Genomic DNA, 25393 nt, shown 5'->3' with positions numbered 1-25393 from the left:
GAGGAATGATTTAGAGTTATATCTTTATTTATCGCTACAACAAATGTATAAGTTATTATTCCACATCAATTGGCAAGAAGTTTTTATTCCTAGCGTTTCTGTTCTCGAACTTGTTTTGCGCGGAACACTCGTTTACCTATCCCTCTTTTCCGTTTTACGTGTAATGCCCAGCAGACAAGTAGGAACGCTAGGAATTGCCGATCTACTTGTAGTCGTGCTATTTGCTGAAGCCGCTCAAAATGCTATGGCTAGTAATTATTCATCAATCACTGAAGGAGGAATTCTAGTAGGAACCGTCATTTTCTGGAGTTATTTTTTAAATTGGTTAGGTTATAAATACCCAAAATTTCAACTCTTTTTAAATCCGCCTCCGCTACTGTTAGTTAGGTATGGCAAGTTACTCGATCGCAATTTACAAAGGGAACTGATTACGCACGATGAATTGATGAGCAAATTACGTCAACAAGGAGTGGAATTGCTTTCTGATGTCAAAAGAGCGTATATCGAGGCTGATGGAAGTATTAGTGTCATTACCTATGAGTCTTCATCAGTGACCAGTGACCAGTGACCAATGACCGGGTTATTAAGTATGAAATATAACAGTAATCATAGGTAAAAACGCTAGAAGGAAGCTTTGCCACAATTGAAAGTTTGATTGGGGAATGGGCTGTGGTTCTTCTAGCAAAGCTTCTATTCTCTGTTCCAAACGCTCGGTACTGCTCGAACCTAATGCCGCACAACATATTTCTGAAGATACAGATGGAGTACTAGCGACTAGTAACAGCGATTCTGCTAGCAGTAGTGGGTCTACTCTTGATGCAGCATATGTATCCGCTCGTAGTTCGCGTAATGTTAGTAATTCTTGCCATAGAGCGTCTGTATTGGGTAACCAAGCGGTGCAAAAACGCGCCCATCCCAACCAAAAAAACCAAAATGTGTCTCGGTAGTAGAAATGTCCTTGCTCGTGAGCAAAGACTGTTTCTAATTGCTCTGGGGTCAGAGTTTGTAACAGTCCTTCACTTAAGACGAGGTGAGGCTGCCAAAATCCAATTTGACCAGCAAATAGTGCTCTTGTGTTGAGAATTCTCACTTGCTGACCTGCAATATTCATTGGAAGACAATTGCGGGTAGACTTAATGGATTGCCATCCTTCTACTGCTAGTTTAATGCATGAAATGGCAATAAAAGCAAGAGTACTTAATGCGACAAAATAACCAAAACAACCCGTCTGCAAACCGCCCATTTTGCCTTGGGGTCCCATGCACAGTAGAGCAATATCCGTCATCAAAATGAGCAATGGGGGAAAGAGAAATAAAAAGAGCGTTTTTTGCCATCGCTCATTCCAGTTACCTTGGATTTTGGTCGATTGAGACCTCATCCAATAAGCAACTGTTAAAGCAGATAGAATTATCAAAAGATGCATTATTTCTCCTCCCTGGCTTGGCGTGCGGCTTGAATGCGTTTTGCGATCGCTTGTATTTGCTCGGTAGCAGCTTCATCAAGACTATCAGCAAAAGCAGCAATGACATCGGGGTTTCCTACCGCTAAAAATCGTCGTAGCTGCTCGTGTGCTCGAATCATTTCTGCCTGCTGTTTTGTGACTAGAGGTCGCCAATAAAACGCTCGCCCTTTTTTGTCGCAAGCTAGCCAACCTTTGTCTGTAAGGCGTCGCAACACTGTAGTTACCGACGTATATGCTAACTCTCGGTTAGGATCGGCTAAAATGCGATCGTGTACATCCTTAACTGTAACCGAATTGAGTTCCCAAATAATACTCAAAATTTCTGCTTCTAAGGGACCTAAAGACAGTTGTTTGGGGCGGTAGTTAGGTAGTGGTGCCATGTCGATTTGAATTTTTAATAGGACATCTATCTGGAAAATGGGGACTGGGGATTGGCGATTAGGGACTAGGAAAGAGACGTTTTTGTTTTTGGTTGTAGGTTATTCCCATGATGGGTGTCTGACCTAAAGCATGGGTTTTGGTTCTCTATATTTAAGCCAAACACAACTTGTTCAAGCTGTTTGTATCTCTCTTTAGATTACCGCTATCTTTCCATTGATAAGTTTTTCTTGCGCTCGCAATAGGAATTTCCAATGGATACTTCCTTAGATTTACCTCCATTATTAATTATGGCTAGTGCATACACTAGTTAGAATGTTTGTCATGAGTATAAATCATTATTAAATCAGGCGTACCAAACCCGTGAAGCTATACATTTACCATACCCCAGAGTCTACTCCAGCACATGAAGTCCCAGAATGCGCGATCGCAGTAGACGTGTTGCGAGCCACGACTACAATAGCGACAGTCTTGTCTGCGGGAGGCGAAGCTATCGAAGCTTTTAGCGATTTGGATAAACTGATGACAGAGAGTGAAAAATGGCCTCCTGAAAAACGCTTGCGAGCAGGAGAACGGGGTGGTGGGAAAGTCCCTGGCTTTGATTTGGGTAACTCTCCTCTAGACTGTACGCCGGAGTTAGTACGGGGAAGGCGTTTGTTCATTAGTACTACTAATGGCACTCGGACGTTACAAAGAATACAAAATGCTAGAACTGTACTGACGGCTGCGTTTGTTAACCGCGCTGCAGTAGTGCAACACCTTGTAGAAAAACAGCCAGAAACTGTTTGGATTGTTGGATCGGGTTGGGAAGGGAGTTTTTCTCTGGAAGATACTGCTTGTGCGGGTGCAATTGCTCACAGCGTTTTACAACATACAAAGCTGTCACCTGATGAGGTTGCTGGTAATGATGAAGTGGTGAGTGCGATCGCTCTTTACTCCCAATGGCAAGATAACTTACTTGGGCTATTCCATCACGCCAGTCATGGCAAACGCCTGTTACGTCTAGAATGCCATGAAGACCTGAAGTATTGCTCTCAAGAGGATATTCTAGATGTTTTACCCATGCAAGAAAAACCTGGAGTTTTAAAGAGCTTTTAAGCATACATCATATATTGCGTAGGTTGGGTTGAGGAACGAAACCCAACATTGAACAGAATTGTTAGAGGATGTTTGTAAAGTCACCGTTGGGATCGCGATCCCCCCTAGCCCTCCTTAAAAAGCAGGGCTGTTTCATTCCCTAAAAGTCCATAATTTACAAGCGTATCAATCAAAGAAATCAGGTAGTTCAAAAACTTAATTTTTTGATGAACCAGGCGATAAGCGGAGCTGAAAGCCTTCGGCTTATCGCACTTAAGTTTACTCGTTGAAGTAGTAATTTTTCGATGGCCGACTCCCTAAAATTTTTGGCTGATACTCTTGACAAAATCCTGTTCTGAGCGAATGAAACAGGCATGCCTTAAAAAGCGGGGAAAATACTCTTAAAAGTCCCCCAATTTATCGGGAGATTTAGGGTAGACGCCGAGATACGTATCTCGGCGTCTACCCTACAGCGCTTGGGATTTGAAGTTGAGGTAGGTCGCCATCCCGACCAACCCGCAAAAATAATCACCAATGATTCGGCAATCTGTCTCCCGCCGTCCAATTTATCTAGCGGGAGGTACAGAAAGTGTCAAAATTGATATGTGAGTCCGGCGTATAAATTTACAACTTCAAAAATCCAAATTTTTCAGATTGCAACTAAATTTAGGGGAGTTGTTCCCTGAGAAACTGTTCAAATTCTAGAACAGCATCATACTGGTCGGGCATAGCAATATACTGTAGTAACACATTTGGGTCGAGATTGGGGAAGAAGCTGCTACGCTCAACTTCCTCATATTCCCCAGAGGAATTTAAACGAAATATTCTAATGGTGTCAGATTTCCAGAACCAAATTTCGGGAACTTGTTTTGGTTTGTATAATTCCTTTCTGTTAATGGTGCCACTGGTAACAATGATTTCAATGACGATATCAGGGACTTCTTTTTTTGTGCCAATACTGTAAGATTCATCGGGTGTCCCAGAGGCATAACCCGGTGCTTGTAAGGTATAACCTCCACGTCCATAAAACCGGATACCCAACGTTCTTATATAAATTTCTAGTAAATAACCGAGAGTTGTTTTCACTTCTTCATGTTCTTCAGCAATAGGAGCTATAATTTCTAAAATTCCTGATAAATAAGATAGGCGCACACTGCGATTATCGATGAGTTGTGCCTCAATTCCTTTAAATTGCTCCCAGGTCACATCTGTTAGAGTGACTAGTTTTTCTTCTACAGCACGGTCTAAAAGTGAAATATCCATAAAATTAATCCATGGCATCTATTTTGATATTTTACAAATTGTAGAAAACTTGTGACTACGCATTATACTAAAAAGCAGAAATTTGTATACGTGCAGGCGTGTAGACATGGCGACAGAGAAGAAAATATCCCAACGAGCTAGCAAACTCCAACAAGCCGCAAAAGCAGAGAAGATAAAACCCGCACTTGCCTCCACACCAGAGGAAGTCCAGCCAATAGTGGTAAATCAGTAAGACCGCACAGTCGTCAAGGTAAGAAAGCGCTAGGTGCATTTGTGTCACCAGAAACCTCAAAACAGTTGAAGCAAATTGCCTTAGACCAAAATTCGAGCGTTCAGGATTTAGTCATTGAAGCGTTAAATGATTTGTTTATTAAATATGACAAGCGTCCAATTGCAGAATAAAATGTGCCAAAATTAGTTAGTGCAGATCTGTCTACACTACCTTCAAACGATTGACACGTAGCTTTTTAGTTTTAATCATGACAGCATCCCACTTAAGAGTGGCGGCTTCACTGGCTCGGAGTCCGTGTCTGAACATTAATAAAAGCAAAGTGCGATCGCGTTCTTTGTACCTGCCCCGACTACCTGCGGCTTCGATTAATGAGATAATTTCGTCAATCTCTAAATTTTCGCGGCTGCGATATTCTCTGTTGGACTGACGTTTAAATTTGGGATTTAGGGTGTGGAGGGACATGGAATTTTTTCAAAAAAAAAGAAACTGTCGGATTAATAGGATAGTCTTTCAACAGTCAACAAATGGGTCAGGTTTACCGATGCCTAACTCAAGTAATTTGACTTTCACATCAAAAGGATACTTGCCACAGTAGTAATATTTTTTGTCCATAAGATTAGCTAAATAATATCCTTCTTTGCCGCCATTGATTTTGAAAAACTCTTTTGCTACTTTTGTCATAGAGGTTCCAAAACCGACAAATGTATCCTCGATCGGAAATCGTGGCAAATTAAAAGGATTGTAAAACGTCTCTCCGTGTATAAAAGCCCACTGAGTTCCTTGACGTAAAGCCACTTGGTAGTAAACAGGCATCACAACAGAAGTGTTAGAATCTGTTAACATAAAATTATATTGTCTTACTAAAATCAAGAAACAGCCCCTAGCTGCAACTCCCCTACTCGCTACTCCCCACTCCCTACTCCCTTTTTCAAGACAGATGAGATGGTATTCAAGCTATCAGCTAGCTGACCGAATAATAAACTAATACCCCCACAACCCATAGCGACAATCATAATGGTCAATTCTCCACTTCCCCAAAAAACGGCATTGGGTTGGTAGAGGATAACGCTTAGAGTTATGAGGGCTGAGAGACTTCCTAGTGCTAAAGACAGCCTGACACTAAAATCAGAAAAAGTATAAAACTTTATGTGATTTAGTAAATACGCACTCCAAGGAACCCACACAGCAGAAAGGTAAGCAGTGTAAAACAAGAGAATTAAACCAATAATTTCTCCTCCCTTAAGAGCGATCGCTAAAGCAAACAAAGCATTTATGGCTGCAATTAAGATTTTATTTCCCTGAAATTTAGGCAATATCTGTAAGTCCAACATGGTTTTGGTTTGCACCCGCAACACACTGCTACCCAAACCCAAAGATGGAACAGCTAAAACTCCAATTAAAAAGACTCCTAGAGGTTGATTTGTTCCATGACCAACCCAAGACAAAATGTAGGGAACAACTTCTTTGGCATCTAAATTAGTAGGTAAAATTCCAGCATTTTGAGCGGCAATAACTACAGTAGAAGGAAGAAAAGCTAAGGCAATTATTGCTATTGCAGCGAGGGTACAACCGAGATAAACAGTACGTACATCTATAGCTTGCACCATATATTGGTGACATTTCATATCGATCGCTACCAACAATGTTGTGGAGAGGGAAACACCAATAACTTCAGCGATACTAATTTGAGGCAAAGAGGAAATAAATTCCAAGGGTGCTTGTACGTAGTTTTGTATACCATTCAATACCCATAATGCGTAAACTAGCCCTAAAATGTTGAGCAAGAGCAATCCACGAAACAACCAACTTGCTTTCTCAACTGCTAGTAATGAGAGAATCCAAAATAACAATGTCACCGTCACCATAGTGGTTAATTTACCTACTCCCATCACAGCAAGAATGGAAGCAGCAGCAATAATTTGGACAGCACTAATACCAATAAATGACATCCATGACATTAAGCCAACGCCAACCTTCACCAAATTTCCATAACGGTTTCCCAGTAACGTCCAAATTTGCTCGATTTGTGTCCAGTAGAATTTTGCAAGTGCTAAGCTAGCGATCGATCCCAATCCAACAGAAACTGCATACAAACTACCCATAACTCCTGAAGACACAGCTTTTTCACCAGTTCCTAGAAGAAACCCCAATCCATAATGGGCAGATACCAGTAATGTTGCTAAAGAGAAAATACTTAGTTTTCGATTTTCAGAGATGTTCATTATATTCTCATAGATTATTCAGCGTCTACTAGTTCAAAATGTACTCGTTTACCAACGGCTCTAGCAGCACGTTCAATTGTTTCTAAGGTTACAGATACATCCTCTGGATCTAAAAGTCGATCGAGAGACGACTTACTAGTTTGCATCTGCGCTGCCATTTCTGTCTTGGTTAAATTCTTTTGTTCCATTGCCTGTTCAATCTGCCACGCAATGACTCGCTTCACAGCAATCAAATTAATCTCTTCAAGCAACCCTTCTTCTTTAAGAAAATCATCGAACGATGAACCAATATACGGATTATTATTCATTCTCCACCTCCCATTTTAATTTTTGCCTGCGCTCTAAAGCTAAATCCAATTCTTTTTTAGGTGTTTTCTGGGACTTTTTAACAAATCCATGAAGTAAGACCATTTGATTTTGATAAATACAAAATAGTACGCGAGCTATACCTTGAGGTAAATCAGTACGAATCTCAAATAGCCCATCGAGCGACAAATAGGCATCCCAATAGGCCAACCAAACTCAACTGTTTTAATATCAGTTCCAATCAAACGTCGCTCTTCTTGGCTCAAATCCTTTAACCAATTACGAACTGGTTCTTTACCATTTTCATTTTGATAAAACTTTGCCGGAATACGCTTATCTGTCATTTATATCAAAATCTACATAACAGACGATATGGCTTGACCTGCTAAATACCCGGTTGTCCAAGCACTTTGAAAATTAAATCCACCAGTGATCCCATCTATATCTAAGATTTCTCCTGCAAAATAAAGTCCCGGAACTAACTTACTTTCCATTGTTTTAAAATTAACTTCCTTAAGGTTAACACCACCACAAGTCACAAATTCTTCTTTAAAAACTCCTTTACCATCAATTAAAAATTGTCCTTTAGTCAGTTCTTGGACTAATAAATTTAGTGTTTTACTGGGAAGTTCTGCCCAACGCATTTCAGGAGCAATCCCAATACGAGAAATTATATACCGCCAAAGCCGATGAGGCAAATCCACTCCACGATGCAAGGACATCGCCCGCTTCCCCCATTCGTTTTTTACTGCTAAAATTTTTTGTCGTACTTCTTCTGTCTTAAAATGGGGTAGCCAATTAACGTGTAAAGTGGCTTTGTAGTTGTTAGAGTGTAACACTCTTGCACCCCAAGCAGACAGTTTTAGGACAGCAGGACCGCTTAAACCCCAATGCGCGATCAATATTGGTCCTAGTTGTTCTATGGAGGGTTTATCTGGTACAGTTAACGATAAACGTACAGATTCAACGCTAACACCAGCTAACTCTCTGAATTTTTGGTCGCGAATATTAAAGGTGAATAAAGAAGGAACTGGTGGTTCAACAGTGTGTCCTAAATCTTTAGCTAATCTGTAACCTACCGGGCTGCTTCCTGTTGCAATCAATAAGCGATCGCATTCCAAATTCTCTCCAGACTTGAGAACAATTTTAAAGCGATCGCTCTTAGCGCAAGCTGTACCCAGCTTATCGCCTGTTACATTCACAGAAACAACTGTTTGTTCGGTACGCAATTCTACCCCAGATGCTTTTGCTGTTTTCATCAAACAATTGGCAATTGTTTCCGAACTATCGGTGATGGGAAACATCCTACCATCTGCTTCAGTTTTTAGAGGAACTCCTCGATTAGCAAACCAACTCACTGTATCCTTAGCTTGAAAGCGAGTGAAAGCACCAAGCATTGCTTTTCCGCCTCTAGGATAATTTTGCACTAATCCTGATGGTTCAAAACAGGCATGAGTTACGTTGCAACGTCCACCACCAGAGATTAAAACTTTATTTAAAGGGTGACGACTGGCTTCAAGTAAAATCACTTGAGCTTTTGGATTTGCTTGGGCTGCTGTAATTGCACCAAAGAAACCAGCCGCACCTCCTCCTATAACGACTACCACTAAAGGTTTCACTGCTACTCCCTACTCCCTACTCCCTACTCCCTGATTACACATTAGATTTATACATTTGCGACATAATACCAGTCATGCTGTCCAACCAACCTGCAAAATTTAGCACGGCTGCTGTGGTGGTTGGAGGTTTGGAGATCAGAGAATCTTCCTGAATTAAACGCGCAAAATTAATTTTAATTGAACCAGATCTTTTTTCGCCACGACTATTAAAAAACTCGACTCCAGCTAGTTCCAGAATTTTAATGACTTCTTGCGCCATGATACCATAGCCAATTGTGGTGGGATGAATGCCATCTAACGAGAACAATCCCCCTTGATGTCTTCCTTTGGCATCAGAAATCAAGAATCGCGTATCGGGTTTTGGATTGAGTTGCTCTAAAGCAGGAGGTAAATTATATGGAGTCCACCAACTCGGACGATTTGCACGATCTTCGTCTACTAGGTAACGCTTATAAGCTAACCGGTCTAATAATGAAACCATCTCGAATACGTACCAATCTTTTCCTTGGAGTCGTCCTTGCCGTACTGCTTCTACTATAGATTCATTATATTTATCGATCGCGCTATCAATGGCTCTGGCTTGATTAGCAGTCAGATGAGGATGGCGCTTAGCATCAAATTTTTTTTCATCCAACCAAATGGGAACGTAGTATGGGTAATAACGAGATCCGGGCGAAGCTTTTTTCCCTACCTGTGCGGGATTGATACCTTTTACAAAAGGTGGAATCGTAACATGAGGTACTGTAGCCCAAATTACATGACGTGCTTTAATTTGCTTGACCTGCTCTACTATTAAGTCTAACTCAGCTTTGAAATGACTGGGTAGCCAAACTGTATAGCGATCGTTTACGCTCATATCAGTATAAGAGTCTGCTTCAGACCAAACTGCTTTGAAGGTTAAAATACTGCCTAAAGCATTGTTTGCTCCAATAGCAACAATGAGAGTTTCAATTCCATCTCCTTCTTGGCTCAAAGCTTTTGCTGCACCGAGAGGAGTTAAAGCTTCTCCATTTTTATCCCTTGCTGTATCTAAAACCCGTAACGTAGCGATTTCGTTGGCGTGTTCGGGGACTTGTTTTAAAGAATTTAACTCATCATCATCCTTGAAAGGATTATTAAGAATAATGTCGCGAGCAGTTTTGGCTGTGCGAGAAAGTGTATTCCGTAAATCCCAACCATACATGGCCAAATTATGAGCGCTCGATCCCTTTTCTGGTGACTGAAGAGAATTTTTAGCCCACCCTTCCCAATACTTTTCGTTAGCATCAAGATACTTTCTCAACCACGGCAGTATCATAGCAAAGTCTATTGCATTGATACCATCAGCTACCCGAAAGCGATCGCCTAAATCTTTAGCAAACTTTTCTAAATTTAATGGTAAGCCGTTTCCTGGACTGTCGTAGTTAGGACAGCGAAATTGCTCGCTACAACCAAGTTCGCGGGCTATCAGCATGGGATAGGAAAACTTGGTATTAAAAATTGCTCCACTTTGAAAGCCTTGGGTTAGGGAGTCGCCAATCGCTACAAGACGATGAGCTGGTTTACCCTGTCTGTTAACTGTAACAGGAATTCCTAAAGTTGGGTCTGTTTCTGGTTCGCGAGGTTCTAAGCGAATCGCTGCTTTCACCTCATCAGGTGCATTTTCTAATCCTTCTAGATATTCAGGAGATACAGTTTTGGTCATAACTAATTTGAATTGGTGAACTCGGGGATTGGGTATTAATTATTTAGTAGGTAGGGCTAAAGCCCACCAATATCTAATGTAAGGATAGCCTTACCTAGTGCAATACTAAATAATTAAGGAACCGCAGCCTGTAGCAGATGAACGCGGATAAATCTGTACTTTATTCAAGTGAGCGCTATATTACCTCGGCTTCTCTGCTTGCTCCCTTCAGTTGACAGCTTCTTTTAGCCAATCTACTTCGCTTGGCTCTAGAATGGGAGTTAACTTTTCTACAACAGCGGTATTGTAATTTTCTAACCACTCACGCTGTCTGTGTTCCAATCGATCTACGTCAATCAAGCGTTTCTCGAAAGGAACATATGTTAGTGATTCAAAGCCGTACCAAGGGGTTTTACTTGGAGCTGCTAGAAGTTCGGTTTCTGGAGTTAGATTTTTGACTACATAGAGGTTTTCTATCCGAATTCCTCCCCAATTTGCTAGGTAAAAACCCGGTTCAATACTCGTTACCATTCCTGGTTCTAAGGGTTCGGAGGCACGTTTACTGATTCCATTAGGACCTTCATGAACGTTTAAAAAAGCACCAACTCCATGCCCGGTTCCATGTCCGTAGTCAAGTTCTTCCATCCACATGGTGCTTCGGGTTATACCATCGAGTTGAACGCCTGTTGTTCCTTTAGGGAAGCGTTGCATGGCACAGTTAATGTGTGCTTTTAAAACTTCGGTATAACGTAAAATTTGTTCGGGAGTTGGCTCGCCTACAATAATAGTTCTGGTAGCGTCTGTTGTCCCTCCCAAATACTGCGCCCCTGAGTCAAGTAAGAAGAATTGACCGTCTTTCAGCAATACGTCGGGACTGGGTGTACCGTAGTGAACGATGGAACTGTTTGCTCCTGCGCCTGCGATTGTATTAAAACTTAATCCTTGAAAGTCAGGTTGTTGTTGGTAGAATTGAGCGATCGCATTTGCAACATCCAACTCGCTCAATTGCTTTGAGCTTGCGAGTTGTTCGGATATCCACTTTAAAGTTCGGACTATCCCGCGACTTGCTTTGAGATTCGCCGCCTTCATTTGCTCGATTTCAACTTCATTTTTTCGAGCTTTCATTCCTTCAACAGGATTGGCAGTTTCTACAATTCTGTTCTTATCTATTAATTGATAAGTTCCCATTGTTGTCTGTTTGGGGTCTAAAAGGACTTTGCTCTGGCTTTCTTGAGAAATTAAAGCTTTCAGAGTTTCTGTATATTTCTCGTAGGGAAGTAAAGTGACACTGCCTTCCAAAGATTGCCGAACTTCTGCATCAATACGAGCTAAATTAGTAAATAGAAATGCATCATTTAGAGTGACGATCGCATAAGCAATGAAGACGGGATTGTAAGGAATATCCCAACCCCTCAAGTTAAACAACCATGCTAGTTGATCCAGCTTAGTAACAGGGAAGATATCTGTTTTGTGCGATCGCATTGCTTCCCTAATTCTATCCAACTTCTTCTCTATTGTTTCGCCTGTAAATTCATTGGGTACGTGAAATACCTTAGAATCACCCAAAGTAGGAATAGGTTCTGATTCCACCCAAGGGCTTTGAGAACGAACGATATCCACCAAATTCTTATCCACTGGAACTGATTCCACACCAGCAGACTTTAGTTTATCTTGAAACGTCCGATATTGTTCGGCAGGAATAGTAAATGGATCGAAACCCAAGCGAAAACCAGAAACTTCTTGTCCCAAAGTTTCCAACGTTTCCACCAAAGTTTTATGCCCTTCCGCACCCAATTTTGAGACCTGAACCTGAGATAGATCTATCTCTAGATCTGCCTGTTCGTGGTAGCGAAAATCAACAAACAACCAACTCGATTCCCGTCCTACCAAAAAATCCCCTGCAGAACCCGTAAAGCCACTGAGCCACATTCGTCGCTGTTTTGCTTCTGGTAAATACTCATTTAAGTGCTCGTCAGCAGAGGGAATCAGGTAAGCATCTAACTGATACTCTTCCATTAATACACGTAAATTCGTTAATTTCGCTTGGAGCGAGGTAGAGGCTGGAGCCGTTAACAAGTCTGAAGGCGTCATGAATAATCAGAGTTAATATATTTATCTGTACTTATACTAACCTGTCATTTAAAGCAATACTGATGCTCTTCAAGCTTTAATTGTCAGTCAAAAGTAATTCAATTCGTTGTCCGAGTACCGCAAGCGCCCGTTCGATTGTAGGCAACTATGTTTTATGGTGGGGAGATAGGATACGTCTTACCTGTCTTTCATGAGTATTTAAAGCAGAAGCAAGATGCACCTTAGTCATGCCTTCCCTTGCGCATTGCCAAGTAAAGTGCTGCTTTTAATGCTGTTTGTACTGGTACGGCTACCTTATACTCTCCGGTGCAAACTGAAGATGGTTCTGGAATATCAAGCTTATCATCAATGCGAGCAGCAATTGCTTCTTCGAGGCAGTCAGCAGCTTCAAAAAGCGATTGCTCAATATCATTGCCTTGAGTAATAGCTTCAGGTAAGTCGCGGAAAGTCACTATAAACCCTCCATCCTGCTCATCGGGAGTCAGCAGTGCAGGAAATACAAATCGGCTCATGGTAATCGCAGGGTCAAATTTCATCTTCAGTGAGTCCAAGTTGATTAAGCATTGCTTTGAGAGTGCCTGTTTTCAGTTCATCTTTCGGGTTTCTTACAATAGTGAATTTCTCACCAAAATAAAGTGTTACATAACTTCCTTTACCACGTTTTTTATCAACGTAGGCTTCGATGCTTCGATGTCACGCTCTTGAGCCAGCTTTTTTACCTTTTTGATGAACTCACTCCCCTTCATAATTCCAGTATCGGACAAAATTGTCCGCTCTTCAACTATAGGAATCATAAATGATGTATGAAAAAATCTTAGTACTGTAGGTAGGGCTATGCCGCACAAAAGCTTTATGTGGTGGGCAATGCCCACCCTACGTATCTTTCAAAAATCAAATAAGAGTCCTATAGATCCAGCGATCGTTCAGAATTTCAGGAAAAGCTGTATCCTAATCTTGGTGACTTTGGCGTCTTTGTAGTTATAAAACTCTATATAATTATGACAACATCTGTAAAATCTTTTGATACAAGTGCTCTTATCGCTTCATTAGAAGGTATTGAAATTATTACTGATTCCCATCAAGTAGCAAAATTATCTCAAGATTATCATACATTTAGCCCAGTACTTGTACCCAAACTAGAAGGGAAAGTAGGGGATTTGGTTGTGCGTCCTGCTAACGAAGAAGAGGTATTAAAAGTTGCAGCAGCTTGTGTCATACATCGGGTTCCTGTAACAGTACGGGGTGCAGGAACGGGAAATTACGGTCAGTGTGTTCCCTTATATGGTGGTGTTATTTTGGATATGACCCGAATGCACGAAATACTTTGGGTAAAACCAGGGATAGCACGGGTGCAAGCTGGGGTAAACTTAGCAGCATTGGACAAACAAGCACGGGAAATCGGTTGGGAAATGCGAATGGCTCCTTCTACATACCGCACGGCGACAATTGGCGGATTCATTGCAGGTGGTAGCGGAGGAATTGGCTCGATACAGTACGGTTTTTTGGGAGACAGGGGTAATCTTCAAGCTTTAAAAGTTGTCACTTTGGAAGATGAACCACGAGCAATGGAATTACGTGGTGATGAGGTACAAAAGGTTAACCATGCATGGGGTATTAATGGTGTTATTACTGAATTGGAAATTCCTTTGGCTCCAGCCTATCCTTGGGTAGAGGTCATCGTTACTTTCGATGATTTTATGCAAGCTGCAAGATTTGGTCAATCTCTGGCTGAGGCAGAAGGGATGATTAAGAAAGAGATTGCTATTTTTGCAGCCCAGATATCACATTACTTTACTGCTATTAAACAGTACATCCCAGATGGAACGCATGCTGCTTTGTTAATTGTTGCAGAATCTAGTTTTGAATTACTATCGGGATTGGTAAGACAATTTAGTGGTAAGATAAATTACCAAAAATTAGCACCAGAGGCAGGCAAAGGGGTTAACTTAGGGGAGTTTACCTGGAATCACACGACGTTACACGCTCGGACTGTGGATACTTCCATGACTTACTTGCAAAGTATTTTCCCTGCCGATAATCTGCAAGTTGTCGAGCATATGTATCATCATTTTGGCGATGAGGTAACCATGCATCTGGAATTTGTTCGCCAACACGGTCGTGTAGTTCCCGGTGCTTTGCAGCTTGTACGTTTTACAACGGAGGAACGGCTTAACGAAATTATCCGCTATCACGAAGAGCAAGGAGTGTTTATCGCTAATCCTCATACGTATATTATTGAGGACGGTGGGAGAAAAGCGATTGACCCAGAACAATTAAAGTTTAAGGAGATGGTCGATCCTCACGGATTAATGAATCCCGGTAAAAGTAAGGCATTGATGCTAAGATAAGAATCCGAAATTAAACGTAAGTGAAATTCTCTCTGTTGCAACTCGATTGTCTCAAAAATTATAGATTTGGGTTTATGAGTAAAGGGACTTTGTTTGATAAGGTGTGGGACGCACACACAGTTGGTATACTCCCTTCAGGGCATACACAACTCTTTATTGGATTGCACTTAATTCATGAAGTGACTAGTCCTCAAGCTTTTGCTATGTTACGGGAACGGGGTCTAAAGCCACTTTTTCCAGAATTGACTGTCGCTACTGTGGATCATATCGTTCCCACAGACAATCAAGCACGTCCTTTTGAGGATAGCTTAGCAGAGGAAATGATGCGATCGCTAGAGCAAAGTTGTCAAGAAAATGGCATAAAATTTTATAATATAGGTTCTGGAAGTCAGGGTATTGTTCACGTCATTGCTCCAGAGCTAGGATTAAGTCAGCCGGGAATGACCATCGCTTGCGGAGATAGTCACACATCAAGTCATGGTGCATTTGGAGCGATCGCATTTGGAATTGGAACTAGTCAAGTTAGAGATGTTTTAGCTTCCCAAACCCTAGCCCTCTCAAAGCTGAAAGTGAGGAAAATAGAAGTTAACGGCACTTTAAAACCAGGTGTCTATGCTAAAGATGTCATTCTCCATATTATCCGGGATTTGGGAGTCAAAGGTGGCGTAGGATATGCTTACGAGTATGCAGGCACAACCTTCGAGCAAATGAACATGGAAGAACGGATGACCGTTTGCAATATGTCCATAGAAGGCGGTGCTCGTTGCGGTTATGTCAATCCCGACCAAATTACCTACGATTATCTCAAGGATAGAGATTTTGCCCCCAAAGGAGAAGATTGGGATAAAGCTGTTGTTTGGTGGAACTCTATACGTAGCGATGCAGATGCAGAATACGACGATGTAGTTATCTTCGATGCAGCTGACATTCCTCCCACCGTAACCTGGGGTATCACACCCGGTCAAGGTATTGGAGTGAACGAACTCGTACCCACCCCCGAAGAATTGCCAGAACAGGAAAGGTTTATTGCTGAAGAAGCGTACCAGTATATGGATCTGATTCCAGGCGCACCCATTAAGGGGACAAAAGTTGATGTTTGTTTCATTGGAAGTTGCACCAACGGACGCATCAGCGATCTGCGAGAAGCAGCTAAAATTGCCAAAGGTCGTCAAGTTGCACAGGGAGTGAAAGCGTTTGTCGTCCCTGGTTCGGAAAGGGTGAAGCAACAAGCTGAAAATGAAGGTCTCGATAAAATATTTTTAGAAGCGGGATTTGAGTGGCGCGAACCGGGATGTTCGATGTGTCTTGCTATGAATCCCGATAAGCTTCAGGGAAGGCAGATAAGTGCATCTTCCTCCAATCGCAACTTCAAAGGAAGGCAAGGTTCTGCTTCCGGGCGGACTTTGTTAATGAGTCCTGCAATGGTTGTTACCGCAGCGATTAAAGGGGAAGTGTCTGACGTGCGGGAATTGTTGTCGTGATGGGGACTGGGGACTGGGGACTGGGAACTGGGAAAGATATATCTTACCTCGTCACCTCGTTCCCAGGCTCCGCCTGGGAATGCCTTACTTGAGGCTCCGCCTCCCGATATAGCCCACACGCGAGGCGGAGCCTCGCAGTCTGCGTTCCCAGCCAGAGACTGGGAACGAGAAGAATCTAAAATCCAAAATCTAAAATCCAAAATCCTTTTATGGTTAGTGAAGTCAAAATTGTTTCAGGGCGGGGTATTCCTTTAGTAGGAAATGATATAGATACAGATCGCATCATTCCTGCTAGATATTTAAGGTGTGTCACCTTTGATGGCTTAGGAGAACACGTATTTACCGATGACCGTACAGTATTAAAAGGAGAGCATCATTTTGATCTACCTCAGTACAAAGGAGCTAATATTTTGGTAGTCAACCGCAACTTTGGTTGTGGTTCCTCACGGGAACACGCACCACAAGCGCTTTCCAAATGGGGCATTCAAGCTGTGGTTGGTGAAAGCTTCAGTGAAATCTTTTTTGGGAATTGTGTTGCCATAGGAATTCCTTGTGTAGTTGTTGATACAGAGACTGCTAAAGAACTGCAAGAGAGATTGGCTGCTAATTCTGAAGTTGCCATTTCAGTGAATTTGGAAAGCTTGCAGGTTCAATGCGGTGACTTTTCAGCTTCTATTTTGATGAATGAAAGTACCAGAAATATGTTTCTTACTGGAAGTTGGGATGCTTGCGGTCAATTAGTGGCTAACAAAGACCAAATTCGGGCAACTGCTGCAAAGCTGCCATATACTAAATGGCATGAGTCTGTTGCAAGTTAGTAGAACCCAAAGTCGCTCATGATTGACATTGACGGTTCCTATGGAGAAGGCGGAGGACAAATACTCCGGACTTCTCTTAGTTTATCTGCTATTACCGGTCATCCAATCCGGATAAATAACATTCGTGCAGGACGCGATCGCCCAGGGCTAGCCGCACAACATCTGACCTCTGTTCGTGCAGCAGCAACGATTTGTCGTGCCAAAGTCCGGGGAGATGCCATGGGATCTATGACTTTGGAGTTTATTCCTGGTAGTGCAGTAGGAGTAGGAAATTATACGTTTGATGTCAGCGAAGCACGGGAAGGTGGTTCAGCAGGTGCTGTTGCTATGGTGTTACAAACTGTATTGTTGCCTTTGGTGCTTGCTAATGGCAATTCCCAAGTGATATTGCGGGGCGGAACTCACGTTAATTACAGCCCCTCGATGACCTACATTCAAGAAGTTTATCTTCCCATACTGCATCGCATGGGCGTACAAGTTACGATGCAAATCAATGCTTGGGGATGGTATCCTCAAGGTGGCGGAGAAGTCGAATTGTCTGTGAGTGGCGATAAGCTGGGTACAGCTTGCGCTAAGGGCGATCGCACTCTAAATGGGATTAACTTATTAGAACGAGGCGACTTACAACAAGTACGGGGTTTAGCAGTGGTGACAAAACTCCCCTCTCATATTCCTCAAAGAATGGCGAGTCGTGCTGAGAATATATTACGTGAAGAACAATTGAAAGTGGGAGTACAGCCAATTCATGCAAAAGGTGTAGCACCAGGGGCTGGTTTGTTTCTCACTGCTGAGTATGAAAATAGTTTGGCTGGCTTTAGTGGTTTGGGGCGTATTGGTTTGCCTGCAGAAAAAGTTGCTGAGATAGCTTGTGAAGAATTTCTGAAGTTTCATGAAACAGGCGCACCAGTAGACGAACATTTAGGAGATCAATTACTATTGCCAGCTGCTTTAGCATCAACTAGAAGCGAGTACCGAGTGGCTGTTGTTAGCAATCACTTAACCACTAATGCTTCTGTTATCGAGCTATTTGGATTGGCAAAGGTAACAGTAGATGAAGAAGAGAACAGAGTTGTTGTGGAACCGTTAGACAGGAAAAAATAATTAAGCTATAAATTTTTTATATATTGCACTCAATAAAAAACCACTATATTAGCTTCTCGAACAAATTGGTTCTAATTTTTGATTGTTTCCATTCAAATATTCTTTCACAGAACGAGCTAAAGCTTTTGCCAAAATTGGAGGAACAGCATTTCCAATTTGATTAAATTGACTATTTTCAGAACCTTGAAATTCAAACCAATCTGGAAAGCTTTGAAGACGAGCACCTTCACGCACAGTCAGTCTTCTTCGGCGTCCATCGGGTAAGCGTATTCGTAACATATCACCCGTTGCACCGCATAAATTACGACAAGTGACTGTTCTAGAAGGTATCTCAAGATGAACATCTCTAGGCTTTATACATTTAGATGCTATTTCGTATTTCTTAATATATTCATCCATGCTAGGAGTCAGAAATCTTGAGTTAGGGGAGACTAAATTCGCTAATTCTCCTAAAGCATCACCAGCTGTATATTGTGAATAAAGATGAGTTTTTTCAGGCCATCTCCAACCACCTTTATGAGCAACACAAAAAAGACGTTCTCGTTTTTGAGGTACTCCATAATCGACAGCGTTTAATATTTGCCATTCCACAATATAATTAAGTTCTTGCAGAGCCAAAACGATTTCTTCAAAATACTCTTTATTACGAAAAAGCATTCCCCGTACATTTTCAAATAACGCCAATTGCGGGCGATAACGTCGAACAGCAGAAATAAAAGTGGGGAAGCCGTCACGACTATCTTTTAAACCTAGTTGACAACCACCTACACTAAAAGGTTGGCAGGGAGGTCCGCCTATGATAACTGTAGCACAATCGACTAGATCGGATGAAGGCGAGAGATTCACGCGATCGCATAAACTGTGTAGATTATGCCTATATGTCTTACAAGCATCTTCTAAAAGTTCATAACCAATAGTTTTAAACCCTGCTGCTTCAAATCCTAAGGCAAGCCCACCACAACCTGCAAATAAATCAATAACTAAATCTTCTCTGTTTTCTGGTGGAGGTAGTTGTAGCTCTGCTTCAATAAAATCAAGATAAGAAAGTTTGCACTTCAATGTCCAAGACCAAAAATCAGCTTCTAATTATAGTAAAACAATTTGCGAGTTTGGGAGCATTGTAATGATGCTAGAAAAATCAAAAGTACGGGATGCAAAAGAACAACAGCAACGGGGAAAGCGTAAACGGTGTTTTGGGGATTTCATACGATGTCAATCCCCCCAACCCCTCTTAAAAAGGGGGGCTATGTGTCAATGTCGATCCCCCCAACCCCCCTTAAAAAGGGGGGCTATGTGTAAGTTTTCTGCTTATCTTTTACTAATATTTGTAACAGCATTTGTATTGATTTTCGTATCGCCTGTTCTAAAACCCTCTCAAGCAACTGATTTTTCAGTAGAACGTTCGTCTCTACCAGAAAAAAGCTTGCAAGATTTAGTAAAACAGGGAAAAGAACTTTATGAAATAGGACGCTTGGGAGAAGCGCAAGAAGTTTTGCAAAGGGTATCTCAAAGATATCAGGTGCTTAGAGATAAACTTCGGCTGGCAATGGTTCTGAGTAATCTGGCTCTGGTTTACCAACATCGTGGAATGTTAGCTCAAGCGAATCAAGCTATTGCTGACAGCTTACAACTTATAAGCATTAATACTTCAAAACAACACTTACAGGTTCTTGCTCAAATCCTACAAATTCAAGGAAGCCTACAATTAGAACAAGGACAAGCCGAACGGGCGTTAACAACTTGGCAACGGGCTGAGAAAATTTATACTCAAATCAGTGACAACAGTGGGATCGCTCGCAGTTACATTAACCAAGCACAAGCATTGCAAGTTATGGGATTTTACCGTCGTGCTTTGACGATGTTGATTGAAGTCGATAAAACTTTGCAATCTCAACCAGATTCTTTAACTAAGGCTATAGAATTACGATCGCTCGGAGATACACTCCAATTAACAGGAGATTTGGAACAATCTCGTCAAGTTTTACAAAAGAGTCTAGAAATTGCTCAAAACTTGCGCTCGCCACAAGAAATGAGTTCAACATTTTTAAGTTTGGGCAATACTGCTAGAATGCAACAAGAAGATCGAGATGCGATCGCGTTTTATCAACAGACTATTACCACGACTCCTTCACCACTCACCAAAGTCCAAGCTCAAATTAATTTGTTAAGCGTGCTACTTAATACACGCCAATTATCCATAGCAAAACCTCTTTTAGCACAAATTCCTGATGAGCTAGATAAACTCCCCCTGAGTCAAATAGCAGTTTATGCAAGAATTCATCTAGCACAAAACTTGATGACAGTAGCAACGAATGTAAACGATAATTCGTCTGTTAGTTTTTCAGATCCCATATTCTCAAGCAAATATATTGCTCAATTGCTTGTTGCAGCCTTTCAACAAGCGAAAGTATTGGGCGATACGCGAGCCGAATCTTATGCGATTGGAACTCTTGGAAAACTCTACGAGCAACAAAAACAATGGTCAAACGCTCAAAAACTGACACAGCAAGCGCTTTTGTTAGCTCAATCTGTGAATGCTCCGGATATTGCTTACAACTGGTATTGGCAGCGCGGACGCTTGTTGAAACAGCAAGGAGATATTCCGAGTGCAATTGCTGCCTATGATGCTGCGATCGCTGAGTTGCAGTCTTTAAGAAATGACCTTGTAGCAGTCAATCGAGATGTTCAGTTTTCATTTAAGGAAAGTGTAGAACCTGTTTATCGTGAATCTGTAGCATTGCTTTTGCGATCGCAGGGACAAAAACTGAGTGAAGAAACATTAGATAAAGCCAGACAAAGAATTGAAGCACTCCAGTTAGCAGAATTAGATAACTTTTTTCGAGAAGCTTGTTTAAATGTCACAAAGGTTGTATTAGACAACGTTGTAGATCGAGACAATCCTACTACTGCCATTATTTATCCAATTATTTTAAAAGACGAATTACAAGTCATCGTTAAAGTTGCCAAACAACAGTTACATCATTACTCTGTCAATAAATCTCAAATTGAAATAGAAAATATTGTAGGGCAACTACAGCTATACTTAACGGAACCGGACAGACTTGAAGAAGTACAATCTTTGTCTCAGCAACTCTATACTTGGCTCATTCAACCAATTGAGTCTACCTTGCAACATAGCAATATTAATACTTTGGTTTTTGTACTCGATGGAGTGTTGCGGAATATACCGATGGCAGCATTACATGATGGTAAGCAGTATTTAGTTCAGAAGTATGCTGTTGCCTTAAACCTGGGATTGCAATTGCAGAACCCAAAGCCTTTAGCACAGAAAAAATTACAAGTTCTTGCTGGGGGATTGATACAACCACCTCCTAACTTCAAACAATTTCTACCTTTACCAGAAATCAAATCTGAATTTAACTTAATTGCTAAGACAGGAGTATCGAGTACAAAACTTGTAGATCGGGAATTCACAAGTAAAGCACTGTTTGGAAACATGAACGCTTCCCCGTTTAATGTTGTTCACTTAGCAACCCACGGACAGTTTAGTTCTCGTCTTGAAGATACATTTGTTTTAGCAGCCGATGGTCCAATTAATGTCACGGACTTTGATTTGTTTTTGCGCCGTCGAGATGAAACACGCCGAGAAGCTATAGAACTTCTTGTCTTAAGCGCTTGTCAAACAGCAACAGGGGACAACCGAGCAACGCTGGGTTTAGCAGGGGTTGCTGTGCGTGCGGGCGCAAGGAGTACCGTGGCGAGTCTTTGGAATGTGGGCGATCGCTCTACTGCAATCTTAATTGGTGAGTTCTACCGCGAGTTAGTTTCTGCCAAAGTAACTAAAGCCGAAGCTCTACGTCGCGCTCAGTTAACGCTTTTACAAAAGTACCCAAACTATAGCCGTCCGGGTTATTGGGCTGCTTACGTTTTAGTGGGGAATTGGTTGTAATTATCTTTTGCAAGAGGACTAATTATTGGCGTTGCATAAATGCGGGATGATTCAGGAAAACATGGGTATTTCTCTATACTTTAAATAATGAAGTAGCAATCTAATTGAATGTTTAAGCATATCCACGGATTTAGAGTAACAGAGCGTTTTTCGCCGCCATCTTGCTAAGTAATGGCGCAAGCGAGTATTTTCTCCTTCTACCCTCGTCATATAAGTTTTGCATACGATATGGTCACCCGGTTCAATGAAACAAGGGTATACTTTCCAGCCATCTGTTACGTAAAAATAACATCCCCAGCAAGAAACAATATCCCATAATAATTTAAATGTTTCGCTACTGCGATCGCCTACAACCCAAGCTAAAATTCCGGGACGAAAATGATTTACCGCTGTCCACAACCAAACTTTGTTTTTTTTGACCCTACAAAGGTTTCAAGCTCATCTAATTCCCCAACTTCTGGTATGTCCGAAGCAGACGGTGCATTTGGTAGCTGTTGCCCAACTTGTTTAACCCAGTTGATTACAGTCGTGTGATGAACACCTTTATCTCGCTGTATTGCTCTGAATCCCATACCATTACAGTATGATCTTAAACATTCTTTTTTGACCTCATCTGAGTATCCTCTTGGTGGACTGTAAACATCTATAAATTGGCGACCACAACTAACACATTTGTGGTTTTGTTTACCTCTTCGCTTACCGTTTTTATGAATCTCAGTAGACTCACAGTATGGACACTGCATGGTAGTACACCTCAAACCCTCCCTCTATTATGCAACGCCTCTTTTTTTTGCTGGGCATAGTTCAACTCATATTTCGGGAGAAACAGGCTTAATTTATATTAATCAAACGGAAAGTTTGACAATTAATCAGTTAAAATATTCATTAAGGCAGGCAGTAGAGCGTGGCTTAAAACTAGCAATTTTTAACTCATGTGACGGTTTGGGACTAGCGCGAGAATTTGCAGCTTTGCAAATTCCACAGTTGATTGTCATGCGCGAGCCCGTTCCAGATCTTGTAGCTCAGGCATTTCTCAAACATTTCCTACAAGCATATGCAGGAGGCAAACCCCTGTATCTAGCAGTTCGTGAAGCAAGGGAAAGAATGCAAGGGCTTGAAGGTCAATTTCCTTGTGCAACCTGGCTACCTGTAATCTATCAAAATCCGGCAGAAATACCACCGACTTGGCGTGAATTAATAAGAAGGGGGAGCTTAAAAAGTAAAGCTAAGAATTCCAAGCATCATCTTTTATGGCTAGCTGGTGTAAGTCTGGCGATCGCGGGTTTAGTCATGGGAATACGCTATTTAGGAATACTTCAGCCATTGGAGTTACACGCATTCGATGGATTGTTAAGGCTTCGTCCAGACGAGAAACCTGACACTCGCTTGTTAGTTGTAAAGATTACGGAAGAAGATGTACAGTCACAATCCCAAGAAGAACCTCGAGGTTCTTTGAGTGATGCATCGCTCTTGAAATTGCTAACAAAATTAGAGGCGTATGAACCACGAGTTATTGGATTGGATATCTATCGCGACTATGCAGTGAGGCGAGATTTACCACAACTGGTAACACAAATGCAAAAAAGCGATCGCTTTTTTGCAGTTTGTCGAGTGAGCGATCCTCAATCCAGTCAACCTGGAATTTCACCACCCCCAGAAATCCCGCATCAACGCTTGGGTTTTAGCGATCTAACAGTCGATGCAGATAATGTTGTGCGTCGTCATCTTCTCTCATTAACACCACCACCCTCATCCCCCTGTCTTGCTACCTACGCTTTTAGCGTACAATTAGCGTTGCGCTATTTGGCAGTTCAGAATATTTCACTAACATTTACCCCAGATGGAACTTGGCAATTAGGCAAAGCGACTTTTAAACCAATAGAAGCACACACTGGTGGATACCAAGACATTGATGCTGCGGGTTACCAAATGTTATTAAATTACCGCTTTCATCATTCACTACAAAAATTTGTTTCACAAGTAACGCTTGCAGAATTCCTTGCAGGTAAAGTCAATGCTAGTGCAGTTAAAGATCGAATTGTTCTCATTGGAACAACGGCTGAAAGCTTTCAAGACTCCTCGCTCACACCTTACTCTACACCCGAAGGTAGGGTACAGAAAATACCGGGAGTTATCCTACAAGCACAAATGATTAGTCAACTGCTAAGTGCAGCACTAGAAGGACGCGCTCTATTGTGGGCTTTATCTATATGGCAAGAAACAATTTGGATTTGTGCATGGTCATTCACAGGCAGTTTACTTGCTTGGCATATCCTAAAGGTACGCTATCTGGTAATCGCTAATGGGTTTGCCATTCTCTGTCTCTATGCAGCTTGCTTTGTTTTCTTAACTCAATGGGGCGGTTGGATATCGCTTGTTCCTTCTACTCTAGCGCTACTGGCTAGCAGTCTAGTTGTTAGCTATAGGAAGCATAGCAATCCTATTTGATTTATAAAATACACCTAGGTAGGGCTATGTCGTACAAAAGACTTAGTGGTGGGCAATGCCCACCCTACTACAGTACCTAGGATTGTATATAAATGCTTTAGGATTGCTATATCAAATCATTAAGTGAAAACACTTTTAAATATGCCGAGCAATGAAACCTTTTTATCAGCAATTAGTTTTTAAAATCCCATTTATCTTAATTTTGATAATAAGTTGTCTCAGCACTCCGATAGCCCTTCTGGCAAAATCAACGCCTATTCTTTTTAACCCACCATCACCGCCACCCGATCGCGGCACGCCAGGAAACCGAGGAGAAGGAGCTTCACGGGGGGAGTGTATTTCTAACAACTTACCTCTCACAGCTTTAGTTCCAAGCTATGAGCAAAGTTTAAGCTTGCAAAAAGGAGAAACAAATGCAGTGACTCAGGTATGGGGTTTAACCAGTTTAGAACAGCCAAGCTTTTGGTTCTATATTCCCTACAATCAGTCATTGATTCAAGTAATGGAGTTTGTTTGACAAACAGATAATAATAAAACAATTTACCGCACAAATGTTTCTATACCGCCAAAATCTGGAATTATTGGTGTCTCTCTCAAAGAATCTCCAGCCTCTTTAGAGATTGACAAGCAGTATCATTGGTTTTTGAAGGTTAGAGTTGCATGCTATTCCAAGCAAACAACCTTAGATTATGTAGAGGGTTGGGTACAGAGAGTGAATTTAGAACCCACACTGCGCGATCGCTTAAAACAAGCCACTCCGCAGCAACAAGCAGTTATTTATGCCAGAGAAGGTATTTGGTATGATGCTCTAACATCTCTAGCAGAACTCCAGCTTGCAAACCCACAGAATTCAGTATTAGTTGAAGACTGGAAAAGCTTACTAACGACAATTGGGTTAGAAAAAATAGTGACACAACCGCTTGTTCGGTGAGTAGGGGTTAGGGAGTAGGGAGTAGGGGCTGGCTGCTGGTTTC

25 protein-coding genes and 2 pseudogenes are annotated in these 25393 nt (G+C 41.7%); 11 read left to right on the top strand and 16 right to left on the bottom strand.

The features are described 5' to 3' along the window. Window positions 1-43: 43 nt before the first annotated feature. Window positions 44-568 carry a DUF421 domain-containing protein gene (locus tag ACKTT2_RS34885; RefSeq protein WP_407895442.1) on the top strand — a complete coding sequence of 175 codons (525 nt, stop codon included), beginning with the start codon at window positions 44-46 and terminating at the stop codon, window positions 566-568. Between the two features lie 15 nt (window positions 569-583). Here ACKTT2_RS34885 and ACKTT2_RS34880 read toward each other — a convergent pair whose 3' ends face one another. After that, a complete protein-coding gene (locus ACKTT2_RS34880; protein WP_407895440.1) occupies window positions 584-1423 on the bottom strand; it encodes a M56 family metallopeptidase in 840 nt (279 codons plus the stop codon). After that, on the bottom strand, window positions 1423-1842 hold the full coding sequence (locus ACKTT2_RS34875) for a BlaI/MecI/CopY family transcriptional regulator (RefSeq protein WP_407895438.1): 420 nt from the start codon (window positions 1840-1842) through the stop codon (window positions 1423-1425). Before ACKTT2_RS34875 ends, ACKTT2_RS34880 begins: the two co-directional genes overlap by 1 nt. A 361-nt stretch (window positions 1843-2203) precedes the next feature. Between ACKTT2_RS34875 and ACKTT2_RS34870 the strand changes: the two genes are divergently transcribed. After that, complete coding sequence (locus tag ACKTT2_RS34870; protein ID WP_407895436.1) at window positions 2204-2938, top strand: 2-phosphosulfolactate phosphatase family protein; 735 nt, start codon at window positions 2204-2206, stop codon at window positions 2936-2938. Window positions 2939-3583: 645 nt separating this feature from the next. On the opposite strand, the gene ACKTT2_RS34865 is transcribed toward ACKTT2_RS34870, so the two are convergent. Then, a complete protein-coding gene (locus tag ACKTT2_RS34865; RefSeq protein ID WP_407895434.1) occupies window positions 3584-4180 on the bottom strand; it encodes a Uma2 family endonuclease in 597 nt (198 codons plus the stop codon). A gap of 106 nt (window positions 4181-4286) precedes the next feature. On the opposite strand from ACKTT2_RS34865, the gene ACKTT2_RS34860 reads away from it, so the two are divergent. Together ACKTT2_RS34860 and ACKTT2_RS34855 are read left to right on the top strand one after the other, a co-directional pair. Then, window positions 4287-4412, top strand: coding sequence for a hypothetical protein (locus tag ACKTT2_RS34860; RefSeq protein ID WP_407895432.1), 126 nt, complete (start codon window positions 4287-4289; stop codon window positions 4410-4412). A 23-nt stretch (window positions 4413-4435) separates the two neighbouring features. Then, window positions 4436-4582 (top strand): annotated as a pseudogene (locus ACKTT2_RS34855) (ribbon-helix-helix domain-containing protein); the annotation flags it as partial. Window positions 4583-4613: 31 nt separating this feature from the next. On the opposite strand, the gene ACKTT2_RS34850 reads toward ACKTT2_RS34855, so the two are convergent. The 11 genes from ACKTT2_RS34850 to ACKTT2_RS34800 form a co-directional block, all read right to left on the bottom strand. Further along, a complete protein-coding gene (locus ACKTT2_RS34850) occupies window positions 4614-4874 on the bottom strand; it encodes a tyrosine-type recombinase/integrase (protein ID WP_407895430.1) in 261 nt (86 codons plus the stop codon). A 48-nt stretch (window positions 4875-4922) separates the two neighbouring features. Next, window positions 4923-5255 (bottom strand): hypothetical protein, encoded by a 333-nt coding sequence (locus ACKTT2_RS34845; RefSeq protein ID WP_407895428.1) that lies wholly within the window; start codon window positions 5253-5255, stop codon window positions 4923-4925. A gap of 59 nt (window positions 5256-5314) precedes the next feature. Then, window positions 5315-6634, bottom strand: coding sequence for an SLC5/6 family protein (locus tag ACKTT2_RS34840; protein ID WP_407895426.1), 1320 nt, complete (start codon window positions 6632-6634; stop codon window positions 5315-5317). A gap of 14 nt (window positions 6635-6648) precedes the next feature. Beyond that, window positions 6649-6942, bottom strand: coding sequence for a helix-turn-helix domain-containing protein (locus tag ACKTT2_RS34835; RefSeq protein WP_407895424.1), 294 nt, complete (start codon window positions 6940-6942; stop codon window positions 6649-6651). Next, window positions 6935-7129 carry a type II toxin-antitoxin system RelE/ParE family toxin gene (locus ACKTT2_RS34830; protein WP_407895530.1) on the bottom strand — a complete coding sequence of 65 codons (195 nt, stop codon included), beginning with the start codon at window positions 7127-7129 and terminating at the stop codon, window positions 6935-6937. The genes ACKTT2_RS34835 and ACKTT2_RS34830 overlap by 8 nt, the downstream gene beginning before the upstream one ends. Continuing rightward, on the bottom strand, window positions 7078-7284 hold the full coding sequence (locus tag ACKTT2_RS34825) for a hypothetical protein (RefSeq protein ID WP_407895422.1): 207 nt from the start codon (window positions 7282-7284) through the stop codon (window positions 7078-7080). Before ACKTT2_RS34825 ends, ACKTT2_RS34830 begins: the two co-directional genes overlap by 52 nt. Window positions 7285-7296: 12 nt before the next feature. After that, window positions 7297-8559 (bottom strand): BaiN/RdsA family NAD(P)/FAD-dependent oxidoreductase, encoded by a 1263-nt coding sequence (locus ACKTT2_RS34820; protein ID WP_407895420.1) that lies wholly within the window; start codon window positions 8557-8559, stop codon window positions 7297-7299. Between the two features lie 34 nt (window positions 8560-8593). After that, on the bottom strand, window positions 8594-10243 hold the full coding sequence (locus ACKTT2_RS34815) for a hypothetical protein (RefSeq protein WP_407895418.1): 1650 nt from the start codon (window positions 10241-10243) through the stop codon (window positions 8594-8596). A 207-nt stretch (window positions 10244-10450) separates the two neighbouring features. Then, window positions 10451-12313, bottom strand: a complete 1863-nt coding sequence (locus ACKTT2_RS34810) for an aminopeptidase P family protein (protein ID WP_407895416.1) — start codon at window positions 12311-12313, stop codon at window positions 10451-10453. Window positions 12314-12534: 221 nt separating this feature from the next. Then, entirely contained in the window at window positions 12535-12849 is a 315-nt protein-coding gene (locus tag ACKTT2_RS34805; RefSeq protein WP_407895415.1) for a type II toxin-antitoxin system HicB family antitoxin, read from the bottom strand. Further along, window positions 12839-12997 (bottom strand): type II toxin-antitoxin system HicA family toxin, encoded by a 159-nt coding sequence (locus tag ACKTT2_RS34800; protein WP_407895528.1) that lies wholly within the window; start codon window positions 12995-12997, stop codon window positions 12839-12841. The genes ACKTT2_RS34805 and ACKTT2_RS34800 overlap by 11 nt, the downstream gene beginning before the upstream one ends. 314 nt (window positions 12998-13311) lie before the next feature. On the opposite strand from ACKTT2_RS34800, the gene ACKTT2_RS34795 reads away from it, so the two are divergent. The 4 genes from ACKTT2_RS34795 to rtcA all read left to right on the top strand — a co-directional run bounded on the left by ACKTT2_RS34795 (window position 13312) and on the right by rtcA (window position 18061). Further along, entirely contained in the window at window positions 13312-14661 is a 1350-nt protein-coding gene (locus ACKTT2_RS34795; protein ID WP_407895413.1) for an FAD-binding oxidoreductase, read from the top strand. Between the two features lie 74 nt (window positions 14662-14735). Further along, entirely contained in the window at window positions 14736-16142 is a 1407-nt protein-coding gene (gene leuC / locus ACKTT2_RS34790; RefSeq protein ID WP_407895411.1) for a 3-isopropylmalate dehydratase large subunit, read from the top strand. Window positions 16143-16351: 209 nt separating this feature from the next. Next, on the top strand, window positions 16352-16960 hold the full coding sequence (gene leuD, locus ACKTT2_RS34785; protein WP_407895409.1) for a 3-isopropylmalate dehydratase small subunit: 609 nt from the start codon (window positions 16352-16354) through the stop codon (window positions 16958-16960). A gap of 18 nt (window positions 16961-16978) precedes the next feature. Beyond that, window positions 16979-18061: an RNA 3'-terminal phosphate cyclase gene (rtcA, locus tag ACKTT2_RS34780; protein ID WP_407895407.1), complete on the top strand. Its 1083-nt coding sequence runs from the start codon at window positions 16979-16981 to the stop codon at window positions 18059-18061. A 48-nt stretch (window positions 18062-18109) separates the two neighbouring features. Here the strand turns inward: rtcA and ACKTT2_RS34775 are convergent, their stop codons facing one another. Further along, window positions 18110-19120 carry a DNA cytosine methyltransferase gene (locus ACKTT2_RS34775; protein ID WP_407895405.1) on the bottom strand — a complete coding sequence of 337 codons (1011 nt, stop codon included), beginning with the start codon at window positions 19118-19120 and terminating at the stop codon, window positions 18110-18112. A 232-nt stretch (window positions 19121-19352) separates the two neighbouring features. On the opposite strand from ACKTT2_RS34775, the gene ACKTT2_RS34770 reads away from it, so the two are divergent. After that, window positions 19353-21971 (top strand): CHAT domain-containing protein, encoded by a 2619-nt coding sequence (locus ACKTT2_RS34770; protein WP_407895403.1) that lies wholly within the window; start codon window positions 19353-19355, stop codon window positions 21969-21971. A gap of 51 nt (window positions 21972-22022) precedes the next feature. On the opposite strand, the gene ACKTT2_RS34765 is transcribed toward ACKTT2_RS34770, so the two are convergent. Continuing rightward, window positions 22023-22714 (bottom strand): IS1 family transposase gene (locus ACKTT2_RS34765; protein ID WP_407895400.1). Its coding sequence is split into 2 segments (ribosomal slippage): window positions 22023-22376 and window positions 22379-22714, totalling 690 coding nucleotides; the frame shifts between segments, so codons are not numbered across the junction. On the opposite strand from ACKTT2_RS34765, the gene ACKTT2_RS34760 reads away from it, so the two are divergent. Both ACKTT2_RS34760 and ACKTT2_RS34755 read left to right on the top strand, forming a co-directional pair. Continuing rightward, on the top strand, window positions 22713-24419 hold the full coding sequence (locus tag ACKTT2_RS34760; protein ID WP_407895398.1) for a CHASE2 domain-containing protein: 1707 nt from the start codon (window positions 22713-22715) through the stop codon (window positions 24417-24419). The genes ACKTT2_RS34765 and ACKTT2_RS34760 overlap by 2 nt on opposite strands. 151 nt (window positions 24420-24570) lie before the next feature. After that, a pseudogene (locus tag ACKTT2_RS34755) lies at window positions 24571-25350 on the top strand (DUF928 domain-containing protein). The last annotated feature ends 43 nt before the right edge of the window (window positions 25351-25393 follow it).

It is taken from the genome of Scytonema hankhaensis NUACC26, assembly GCF_045865695.1.
Lineage (GTDB): Bacteria > Cyanobacteriota > Cyanobacteriia > Cyanobacteriales > Nostocaceae > Scytonema.
This window is presented reverse-complemented; position numbering and strand designations above follow the sequence as displayed.